An 11,051-nucleotide genomic window follows, 5' to 3' on the forward strand; every position below is an offset into this window, starting at 1 on the left:
AACGAAAGCCCCGGTCGAAAGACCGGGGCTTTTTTTGGCCCTACGCGGAGCGCCAGGAAAGCGACGCTGCTTTCCTCGTCATTCCGGCGCAGGCCGGCATGACGAGTTGAAGGTGCGTGCGTCAGTCGTCACTGCTGACCGTGGTGTTGCGACCCGCCTGCTTGGCCTGATAAAGGCGCCGGTCGACCAGTTCGAGGAACGACAAACGCTCATCGCCATGCATCGGCACCACCGTGCCCGCGCCAATGCTCATGGTCAGCGACTTGCGCGCCATCGAGCGCTCATGCGGAATCCACTCATGCTCGATCAGCGCGTGGCAGCGCTCGGCCACTTCGCGCGCCGCGGCTGCATCGGTATCGGGAAGCACCAGCACGAATTCCTCGCCGCCGAAGCGGGCCAGGAAATCGTGCGAACGACGCACGGCCTTCTCCAGCACCTTGGCCACCAGCTTGAGCGTGTAATCGCCCTGCACGTGGCCGTAGTGATCGTTGTACTGCTTGAAGTAATCGATATCGAGCATCAGCAGCGACAGCGGCTTGCCACTGCGGCGCGCCTGCTCCCAGTCCTCCTCGAACACGCTGTCGAAGCGGCGGCGATTGGCGATGCCGGTGAGGCCATCCTTGAAGGACAGCGCTTCGAGCTCACGCTGCAGTTCAATCAGGCGCTGCTCGGTGCGCTTGCGCTCGCTGATGTCGAACATGAAGCCGACCAGCGCGTCCACGCTGCCATCGTCCTTGCGCACCACATGCACCACGTCGCGGATCCACACATAGCTGCCGTCCTTGCACAGCGCGCGGTAATCGGCCTCGTGATCCACGCCGGCCTTGGACTGCGCCACGCAGAAGTTGACCGCCCAGTCGCGATCTTCGGGATGGATGCGCTCGGCCCAGTCCTGCACGCTGACCCAGCTGTCCGGCGCCCAGCCGAGCAAGTGCTCGATCTGCGGGCCGATATAGGAGAACGACAGGCTGTCCCACTGGATGCGCCAGGGAATGGCCTTGGTGGACTCGAGCAGGGTCTTGTAGACCATGCTCTCTACTTCCAGCTTCTCAACGACATCGGTCATGGGCGGCTCGCGGCAGGTGGTTTCAGATCCCTGGTGCGAAGCAACCATCGTGCCGTGGTGATGCTCGTGGGAGAAAGCCTGCAAAAGCCGCGTATGTCGCGCTTTGCGCCATCGGGCCAGTGGGCCCGCTTGAAGTCCGTGTAGCCCTGCTCGGTCAGTTCCCGACGCGGCGTGGCGAACGCGGTTGGGAGAGAGTCGCCATCCTTGGCGGGAGGGGACCTGTCTCCGTGGTGGTCGCAAGTATTTGCGATTGACGCGGCAACCGTCAACCAAACCGCCCCAAACCCACCGATGGAAATGGACCTTTGTGGGAGCGCACCCTGTGCGCGACGGTCCGAGGCGGCCTCGGACGCCACGCCGTCGCGCACAGGGTGCGCTCCCACAAAAAACACAGATTGCGATGCCCGGAAAAGAAAAGCCCCCGGTTCTCACCGAGGGCTTCTCCGCACGTAGAACCTGGCCGACTTAGCGCAGCCCCGTCTCCGCACGCGCAATCACAATGCGCTGAATCTCACTCGTACCCTCATAGATCTCGGTGATCTTGGCATCGCGGAAATAGCGCTCCAGCGGCATTTCGCGGGAATAGCCCATGCCGCCATGGATCTGCACCGCCTGATGCGAAATCCACATGGCCGCTTCCGAAGCGGTCAACTTGGCCATGGAGGCCTCGGTGCCGAAGCGGCCGCCGTTCTTCTCCGTCTCGCCCTTGGTCCATGCGGCGCGCAAGGTGAGCAGCATGGCGGCATCGAGCTTGCACTTCATGTCGGCGATCTTGGCCTGGGTCATCTGGAAGGTGCCGATAGGCTGGCCGAACGCCTTGCGGTCGCGCGACCACTGCACCGAAGCCTCGTAGGCGGCGCGCGCAATGCCCACGGCCTGCGAGGCAATGCCGATGCGGCCTGCATCGAGCAGGCTCATGCCCATGGCAAAGCCCTTGCCCTCGTCGCCCAGCATGTTTTCCTTCGGGCACACGTAGTCGGTGAACTCGATTTCACAGGTGGCCGAGGCGCGAATGCCCAGCTTGGGCTCGCTCTTGCCCGCATGAAAACCCGGCAACTGCGTGTCGATGATGAAGGCCGATACGCCCTTGGCACCAATGCCCGGCGTGGTGATGGCGAACAGGATGATGTAGCGGGCCACCATGCCCGAAGTGATCCAGCTCTTCTTGCCGTTGATCACCCAGTCGCCGTTGGCGTTCTTGGTGGCGCGGGTGTGCATGGCCGACGCGTCGGAGCCGGACTGCGGCTCTGTCAAAGCGTAGGCACCAATGGCTTCGCCCTGGGCAATCGCACGCACGTACTTCTGCTTCTGCTCTTCCGTGCCATGCTTGAGGATGCCGGTGCAGAACAGCGAATTGTTGACCGACATGATGGTCGCCGTGGCCGCATCGGCCGCAGCGATCTCAATCATGGCCAGCACGTAGGCAATCGGGTCCATGCCCGCGCCGCCGTACTCGGTGGGCACCTCGATACCCATCAGACCCAGCTGGCCCATCTCACGGATGTTGTCCAGCGGGAACTCCCCCTTCTCATCCAGCTCGGCGGCCACCGGCACAATGCGCTTCTGCGCGAAGTCGCGGGCAATGGCCTGGATGGACAGCTGATCGTCGGTAAAGCGGAAATCCATGGAAGGCTCCAAGGGGGATAGGGAAGCCCTCCATTTTAACCCGCTCTGCCCGCGGGTCAGTGTGCAGGTGCAGCAAGGCAACCGTCCCCTGTAGGGATCGCGCCACCCCAGAAGGCCGCCCCTCCGCCCGACTGTCGCCCACAGGGTGGGCTCCTACAGATAAGCAGCAAGGCCCCCGCCCCCTTGTAGGAGCGCACCCTGTGCGCGACCGCGGCCTCCAGGCTCGCCCCTCCGCTCGGCCGTCGCCCACAGGGTGGGCTCCTACAAAAGAACGGCTCGACTTGACGCCCCGCCCCCCGAAGCCTAGCCTTATGTATCTCTGCATCGCGATATAAGGATAACCATGGACTTGGCCACCGCCTCCAGCGTCTTGCGCCTGCTGGCGGATCCGACCCGGGTTCGCCTGCTGGCCTTGCTTGAGCGCGAGGAGCTGACCGTGGCGGAACTGGCTGCGGTGCTACATCTGGCGCAGCCGCGCGTGTCCACCCATCTGGCCAAACTCAAGGAGGCCGAGCTGGTGCGCGACCGCCGTGCCGGCGTGTCTGCCTATTACCGGGCCAACGCCGAGACGGACGAACACCTGCAGGTCTTGCTGAGGTCCCTGCGCGACAACATCGACGATGCCCTGCTGCGCGAAGATGCCGCGCGCCTACCCGGCGTGCTGGCCGAACGCGCCCGCGAAGAAGGCTGGGCCGACACCGTCGCCGGCGACATGGAGCGCCATTACTCCCCCGGCCGCACCTGGGAGACGCTGGCGCGCTCGCTGCTGCAATTGCTGGAAACCGGCGACGTGCTGGACATCGCTTCCGGCGACGGCATCACCGCCGAGCTGCTGGCGCCGCATGCGCACTCCATCGTCTGCGTGGACAGCAGCGAGCGCGTGACCGAGGCCGCCGCGCAACGCCTCAAATCCTTCGGCAACGTGGAAGTGCTCAAGGGCGACATGCATGCGCTCGACCTGGGCGAACGACGTTTCGACCTTGTGCTGATGCTGCACGCCCTCACTTATGCCGAACAGCCGGCCAAGGCTGTCGCGGAAGCCGCACGCGTGTTGCGCAGCGGCGGACGACTGCTCGCGGTCACCCTGGGCAAGCACGATCACCGCGCCGTGGTGGAACCGTTCGATCACCGCAATCTCGGTTTTTCCTCCGACGAATTGACCGGCTTCGCCAAGCAAGCCGGGCTTGAGTCCATGAGCTGTACCCGCTTGAGCCGCGAACGCAAGGCACCTCACTTCGAAGTGATCAGCCTGCTCGCGCGCAAGCCTTGAAGCGAGGCATCCATCCATGAGCACCCTCCCCTGGCTTCACCCCGAACGCGTCGCCCTGCTGGAACGCCTGCTGCGCGAGCGCATCCTGATCATCGATGGCGGCATGGGCACCATGCTGCAGCAGCATCCGCTGGACGAAGCCGCGTTCCGCGGCGAGCGTTTCGTGGAAGGCCACGACAGCTCGCACGCGCATGACCACCCCGGCAGCTGCGACCTGAAGGGCAACAACGACCTGCTCACGCTCACCAACCCGGACATCATCCGCGGCGTGCACGTGGCCTATCTCGAAGCCGGCGCGGACCTGGTCGAAACCAATACCTTCAACTCCACCCGCATCAGCCAGGCCGATTACCACCTCGAACACCTGGCCTACGAGCTGAACCTCGAAGGCGCCCGCCTCGCTCGCGCCGCCTGCGATGCGGTGGAAGCGAAAACGCCGGACAAGCCGCGCTTCGTGATCGGCGTGCTCGGCCCGACCAGCCGTACTGCGTCGCTGTCGCCGGACGTCAACGATCCAGGCTTCCGCAACGTCACGTTCGAAGAGCTGGTCAGCAACTACATCGAATCGGCCAGCGGCCTGGTCGATGGCGGCGCCGACCTGATCATGGTCGAAACCATCTTCGATACGCTCAACGCCAAGGCTGCGCTGTTTGCGGTGAGCGAGCTGTTCCGCGAACGCGGCGCGCGCCTGCCGGTGATGATCTCCGGCACGATTACGGACCGCTCCGGCCGCACGCTCTCCGGCCAGACCGCCGAAGCGTTTTACTACTCGGTGCAGCATGCGCGCCCGATTTCGGTGGGCCTCAATTGCGCGCTGGGCGCGGCTGACCTGCGCCCGCACGTGCAGGTGTTGTCGCAAACGGCCAGCTGTTTCGTCAGCACGCATCCCAATGCCGGCCTGCCCAACGCCTTTGGCGAATACGACGAAACACCCGAGCAGATGGCTTCCGTGATCGGCGGCTTCGCGCGCGACGGCCTGCTCAACATGGTCGGCGGCTGTTGCGGCACCACGCCTGCGCATATCAAGGCCATCGCCGAAGCGGTAAGCAACATCGCGCCACGCGCGCTTCCCGCCGCAACGCAGGAGGCTGCGTAATGCTCCCTCTCCCCTTTGGGGAGAGGGCTGGGGTGAGGGGCCAATCTAGCCTCACCCTCGCACTTTCGCACCTCGCCGCAAGGCCCGCCCCCTCACCTCAATCCTCTCCCCGTCGGGGAGAGGAGGAACAAGCATGATGCCTCGCTACACCCGACTCTCCGGCCTCGAACCGCTGGTCATCACGCCCGACCTGCTGTTCGTCAATGTCGGCGAACGCACCAACGTCACCGGCTCGGCGCAGTTCCGCAAACTGATCAAGGAAGAACGCTACGAGGAAGCCGTCGACGTGGCGCGCCAACAGGTGGCCAACGGCGCGCAGATCATCGACGTCAACATGGACGAAGGCCTGATCGATTCGGAAGCGGCGATGACGCGCTACCTGAACCTGATCGCCGCCGAGCCGGACATCGCCCGCGTGCCGGTGATGGTCGACTCCTCCAAGTGGACCGTGATCGAAGCCGGCCTGCGCTGCCTGCAAGGCAAGGGCATCGTCAATTCCATCTCGATGAAGGAAGGCGAAGAGGTTTTCCTCGAACACGCGCGCAAGGTGCAGCAGTACGGCGCCGCCGTGGTGGTGATGGCGTTCGACGAGCAAGGCCAGGCCGACACCTGCGAGCGCAAGGTGGAAATCAGCTCGCGCGCGTATGAGCTGCTCACCACCAGGCTCGACTTCCCGCCCGAAGACATCATCTTCGATCCCAACATCTTTGCCATCGCCACCGGCATCGAGGAACACAACAACTACGCCGTGGACTTCATCGAAGCCACGCGCGAGTTGAAGCGCCGCTTCCCGCATTCGCATGTGTCGGGCGGCGTATCGAACGTGTCGTTCTCGTTCCGCGGCAACAACATGGTGCGCGAGGCGATCCATTCGGTGTTCCTCTACCACGCCATCAAGGCGGGCATGGACATGGGCATCGTCAACGCGGGCGCGTTGATGATCTACGACGATCTGCCCGAGGACCTGCGCGAGCGCGTCGAGGACGTGGTGCTCAACCGCCGTCCCGATGCGACCGAGCGCCTGCTGGAAGTCGCCGATCAGTTCAAGGCGAAGAAGGGCGAAGTCATCGTCGAAAACCTCGCCTGGCGCGACAAGCCGGTGCGTGAGCGACTGAGCCATGCGCTGGTGCACGGCATCGACCAGTTCGTGGTCGAAGACACCGAAGCGGCACGCCAGCAATCCTCGCGCCCGCTCGACGTCATCGAAGGTCCGCTGATGGACGGCATGAACGTCGTGGGCGACTTGTTCGGCGCCGGCAAGATGTTCCTGCCGCAGGTGGTGAAATCCGCCCGCGTGATGAAGAAGGCCGTGGCCCACCTCATTCCCTATATCGAGGAAGAGAAGGCGCGCACCGGTGATGCCGGCAAATCCAACGGCAAGATCGTGATGGCCACCGTCAAGGGCGACGTGCACGACATCGGCAAGAACATTGTCGGTGTGGTGCTCCGCTGCAACAACTTCGACGTGATCGACCTGGGCGTGATGGTGCCCACGCAGAAGATCCTGGAAACCGCGATTGCCGAGAACGCCGACATCATCGGCCTGTCCGGCCTGATCACGCCGTCGCTGGAGGAAATGAGCCAGGTCGCGCGCGAAATGCAGCGCCAGAATTTCACCATACCGCTGATGATCGGCGGCGCCACCACTTCACGCGCGCATACCGCGCTGAAGATCGACCCGCACTACAAATCGCCCACCGTGTGGGTGAAGGACGCCTCGCGCGCCGTGGGCGTGGCCCAGTCGCTGCTGAGCAAGGAGCTGGTCGACAACTTCATCGCCAAGGTGCAGGCCGAATACGCCGAAGTGCGCGAACGCCACAAGCATCGCGGCGCGGGCAAATCGCTGGTGTCGCTGGAGAAGGCGCGAGGGCAACGCTACACCACCGACTGGGCGAGCTACGACCCGCCGCAGCCCCGGCAGCCCGGCATCACCGTCTTCAACGACTACGACCTGGCCGAACTGCGCCAGTACATCGACTGGTCGCCGTTCTTCAATGCGTGGGAACTGGCCGGCCGCTACCCCGCGATTCTCACTGACGAGATCGTGGGCAAGCAGGCCACCGAACTGTTCAACGATGCGCAGGCGATGCTGGACAAGCTGATCGCCGAAAAGTGGCTGACGGCGCGCGGCGTGATCGGCTTTTGGCCAGCCTATTCAAACGGCGACGACATCACACTTCTCCCTCTCCCCTCCNNCCCCCCCCCCCCCCCCCCCGCGGGGGGGGGGGGGGGGGGGGGGGCCCCAAGACTTGCCCGAACCCACGGGCAAGCCCATCGCCACGCTCCACCACCTCCGCCAGCAAGCCGACAAACCCGCCGAACGCCCCGACTTCTGCCTCTCCGACTTCATCGCGCCCAAATCCGCGAAGAAGCAGGACTGGGTAGGCGGCTTCGCCGTCACCGCCGGCATCGGCATCGACGAACATGTGGCACGCTTTGAGGCGGCACACGACGACTACTCGGCGATCCTGCTCAAAGCACTCGCCGACCGCCTCGCCGAAGCCTTCGCCGAGCGCCTGCATCAGCGCGTGCGCCGCGAATTCTGGAGCTACGTGCCCGACGAGTCGCTCGACAACGTCGCCCTGATCGACGAGAAATACACCGGCATCCGCCCCGCCCCCGGCTACCCGGCCTGCCCCGACCACACGGAAAAAGGCACCCTGTTCAAGCTGCTCGACGCCACCGCCAACGCCGGCATCGAACTGACCGACAGCTACGCCATGTTCCCCACAGCCGCCGTTTCCGGCTGGTATTTCTCTCACCCGGACAGCCAGTATTTCGTGGTGGGCCGCGTCACCCGCGAACAGGTCGACGATTACGCCAAGCGCAAGGGCTGGACGCGCGAGCAAGCGGAGCGCTGGCTGGCGCCGAACCTGGATTACGATCCGGATTGATCAAGCACGCCTATTGGCATCTGTCTGCGAAAGCGCTCCCCTCTGCGGGAGCGCTTTTTTGTGGGAGCGCACCCTGTGCGCGACGGCCCAACGAAGTGGCAGCACCCAACGCCGCGGTCGCGCACAAGGTGCGCTCCTACAACAGGTATTAGGTCGTGCTGCGACCCTGAAGGAGCGCACCTTGTGCGCGACCGCAGAGCCTCGTCGTCACCGCTCCGCCCGCTTGTCGCGCACAGGGTGCGCTCCCACAGGAGAGGCCAGACGCCCTCTCAAACCTCACTCTCAACCAACTCCCGCCGCCTGACCTCACGCATATGCACCACGAGGTTGTAGATCGACACAAACGCCGGGAAGAAATTGGACAGAATGCCCACCGAGTCATTCTTGCCAAAAATGAAATACGACAGCAGCAAGGCGCTGCCAATCACCGACAACCACCAGAACGACAGCGGCATCACCACCCGCTTGAGCTTGCGGGTGTAGTACAGCTGCACAAACCAGCGGCTGGTGAACATGATCGAGCCCAGCAGACCCACCACCTTCCAGGGCGTAAGCTCAAAGCGGCGCAGGGCTTCGAAGACATGGCTGAGTTCGTGGGTCAGGAAGTCCATGGACGGCTGCCGGTTAGCTGAAAAGCCGGATATTGTACTCGCCCACCTTTCAATCGCCTGCCATCCCGAGGACTTTTTTTGGCCGGGAGGCTTGACCTGTTGGGCGGCTCCTAATATATTTCCGGGCTCGGCGGGCGATTAGCTCAGCGGTAGAGCACTGCCTTCACACGGCAGGTGTCGCAAGTTCGATCCTTGCATCGCCCACCATCGAATCAAAGACTTAGGCCGCCTAAAAAGGGCGGCCTTTTTCTTTTCCGGTCTGCCACGTCGGAAAAATCGGACCCAAAAGTCGCTCTCTCTGCCGACTGATGGTCCGCCGTCGCCACGCCCCTTCGAGAGCGCGAACCGCGAAAAACCTCAGCGAGTGTCGCAGCATTTCCGGCGGCCGCCCTCTTCATCGACGCCACTGCGATACGTCAACGTATCCAAAACTGGCTGCCCAAGCCACGCGCGGCATCCTTTGGCGGCGCCTTCCCGGCGATGGCGCCCGCGTTCCGCATGAGTCCGCCACGCCAGCACATCACGATAAACCTCGTGCGCTCTTTAGGACGCGTCCGATAGCCGTCGCACCAGCCGATCCATAGGCTGCACTTGCCCTCTGGCGCATCGGTTTCTCATCCCCCGATCCGGCAGGACCGATGCGCTGGAAGGCGCTGTACGCGGAGAGGCGCGCCGCTTCGATAGCCCCGGCAAGCACCCTTCGGTTCATGGCATTCATCACGTGATGGCTACGACTTTCGGTCGTGGCCATTGCGCGTCCGCGCGGGAAGGTGTGCAAGTGACTCAAGGAACGAAGACCCTCAGCTCGTGGCTGGTATTGGCGAGCGTGTGCCTGCCAATGACCGCGGCAATGGCGCAGTCAGGCGACACTGCCGCGCAGGAAATCCTGCGGCAGCAGGAGCGCGAACGCGCACTGCGCGAGCAACAACAGACGTCGCCGGATGTGCGCCTGCCCACGCCGGCGCAAGCGCAGGTCGATCGCCTGCCCGCCAACGAAACACCCTGCTTTCCCATTCACACCATCCACCTGGATGGTGATGACGCGGACGCCTTCGCTTGGGCCGTGAAAGCCGCCAACGCGCCGCATGATCCGGCCACCGGCCGATGCCTGGGCACGCATGGCATCGACGTGGTGATGAAACGCGTCCAGAACGCAATCATCGCGCGCGGCTACGTCACCACGCGGGTGGTGGCCAAAGCGCAAGACCTCAAGGCTGGTCTGCTCACATTAACGGTCATCCCCGGTCGCATTCGCGCGATCCGATTCGCGCCCGGCACGGACGCGCGCGCCACGTCCTGGCGTGATGCCCTGCCCGCCCGTCCTGGCGACCTGCTCAATCTGCGCGACATCGAACAGGCGCTGGAGAACTTCAAGCGCGTACCTACGGCCGATGCAGACATAAAAATCGTGCCGGCCGATGGCGATGCCGCGCCTGGCGAAAGCGATCTGGTGATCGTTTGGAAGCAATCATCGCCCATGCGTCTGGCCATCACGCTGGACGACTCGGGTAGCCAGGGTACCGGCGAGGTGCAAGGCGGCACCACCCTGTCGCTGGACAACCTGCTGACCTTGAACGACCTGTTCTACGCCAACCTCGGCCAGGACGTGCTCGATGGCGACCACAAGGGCACGCGCAGTTACACGCTGCATTACGACGTGCCCTATGGCTACTGGCTGCTCGGCACCACCGCCAGCAGTTACAGCTATCACCAGACGGTTGCCGGTTACGCGCAGGATTACGTGTACAGCGGCACCAGCCACAACGCCGATGTGCGCCTCGGTCGGCTGCTGTATCGCAATGCGACCGTCAAGCTGGGCGCGTATGCACGCGCGTGGGAACGCGACTCCAACAACTTCATCGACGATACCGAAGTACTGGTGCAGCGCCGTCGTCAGGCGGGCTGGGAAGCGGGCTTTACCTATAAGCAATTCGTCGGCACAGCGACACTCGATGCCGATGTTGCCTATCGCCGCGGCACGGGCGCGTTCAATGCGCTGCATGCGCCGGAAGAAGCCTACGGTGAAGGCACCTCGCGTTCGGAAATCATCACCGCAGACGCCACGCTTACTGCACCCTTCCAACTCGGCAATCAGCGCTTCCGCTACATCGGCAGCTGGCGCGCGCAGTGGAACCAGACACCGCTCGTTCCGCAGGACCGCTTTGCCATCGGCGGCCGCTACACCGTGCGTGGCTTTGACGGCGAGCTACAACTCACCGGCGACCACGGCTGGCTGATCCGCAATGACCTCGGCTGGATGCTCGGCGGTGGGCAGGAACTCTACCTGGGCGCCGACGTGGGTCATGTCGGCGGACCACCCACCGCGTGGGAGCTGGGTCAGACCTTGGCCGGTGTCGCGCTCGGCTTGCGCGGAGGCTGGCATGGCTGGGCGTGGGACCTCTTCGTTGGTGCACCGATCAGCAAACCGCACGGCTACCCGACCGCCAATCCCACCACCGGTTTCAGCCTGAGCTGGTCGCTCTGAGCT

General features: G+C 64.1%; 6 protein-coding genes, 1 tRNA gene and 1 pseudogene. 5 read left to right on the top strand and 3 right to left on the bottom strand.

Annotation, left to right across the window (positions count from 1 at the left end):
- Positions 1 to 121 precede the first annotated feature (121 nt).
- Entirely contained in the window at positions 122 to 1,066 is a 945-nt protein-coding gene (locus tag Y882_RS12995) for a GGDEF domain-containing protein (RefSeq protein ID WP_046972363.1), read from the bottom strand.
- A 465-nt stretch (positions 1,067 to 1,531) separates the two neighbouring features.
- Positions 1,532 to 2,692, bottom strand: coding sequence for an acyl-CoA dehydrogenase family protein (locus Y882_RS13000; RefSeq protein ID WP_046972364.1), 1,161 nt, complete (start codon positions 2,690 to 2,692; stop codon positions 1,532 to 1,534).
- 343 nt (positions 2,693 to 3,035) lie between these two features.
- Between Y882_RS13000 and Y882_RS13005 the strand changes: the two genes are divergently transcribed.
- The 3 genes and pseudogenes from Y882_RS13005 (at position 3,036) to metH (ending at position 7,952) form a co-directional block, all read left to right on the top strand.
- Positions 3,036 to 3,962, top strand: a complete 927-nt coding sequence (locus Y882_RS13005) for an ArsR/SmtB family transcription factor (protein ID WP_046972365.1) — start codon at positions 3,036 to 3,038, stop codon at positions 3,960 to 3,962.
- 16 nt (positions 3,963 to 3,978) lie between these two features.
- A complete protein-coding gene (locus Y882_RS13010; RefSeq protein WP_046972366.1) occupies positions 3,979 to 5,058 on the top strand; it encodes a homocysteine S-methyltransferase family protein in 1,080 nt (359 codons plus the stop codon).
- A 133-nt stretch (positions 5,059 to 5,191) separates the two neighbouring features.
- Positions 5,192 to 7,952 (top strand): annotated as a pseudogene (gene metH / locus Y882_RS13015) (methionine synthase).
- Between the two features lie 269 nt (positions 7,953 to 8,221).
- On the opposite strand, the gene Y882_RS13020 reads toward metH, so the two are convergent.
- Entirely contained in the window at positions 8,222 to 8,563 is a 342-nt protein-coding gene (locus Y882_RS13020; RefSeq protein WP_046972367.1) for a lipid-A-disaccharide synthase N-terminal domain-containing protein, read from the bottom strand.
- Positions 8,564 to 8,695: 132 nt separating this feature from the next.
- On the opposite strand from Y882_RS13020, the gene Y882_RS13025 reads away from it, so the two are divergent.
- Together Y882_RS13025 and Y882_RS13030 are read left to right on the top strand one after the other, a co-directional pair.
- A tRNA-Val gene (locus Y882_RS13025) sits at positions 8,696 to 8,770 on the top strand.
- Positions 8,771 to 9,401: 631 nt separating this feature from the next.
- Positions 9,402 to 11,048: a ShlB/FhaC/HecB family hemolysin secretion/activation protein gene (locus tag Y882_RS13030; RefSeq protein WP_082121107.1), complete on the top strand. Its 1,647-nt coding sequence runs from the start codon at positions 9,402 to 9,404 to the stop codon at positions 11,046 to 11,048.
- Positions 11,049 to 11,051: the final 3 nt, after the last annotated feature.

The sequence above is a fragment of the Dyella japonica DSM 16301 genome (assembly GCF_001010355.1).
In the GTDB taxonomy this organism is placed as follows: Bacteria; Pseudomonadota; Gammaproteobacteria; order Xanthomonadales; family Rhodanobacteraceae; genus Dyella; species Dyella japonica.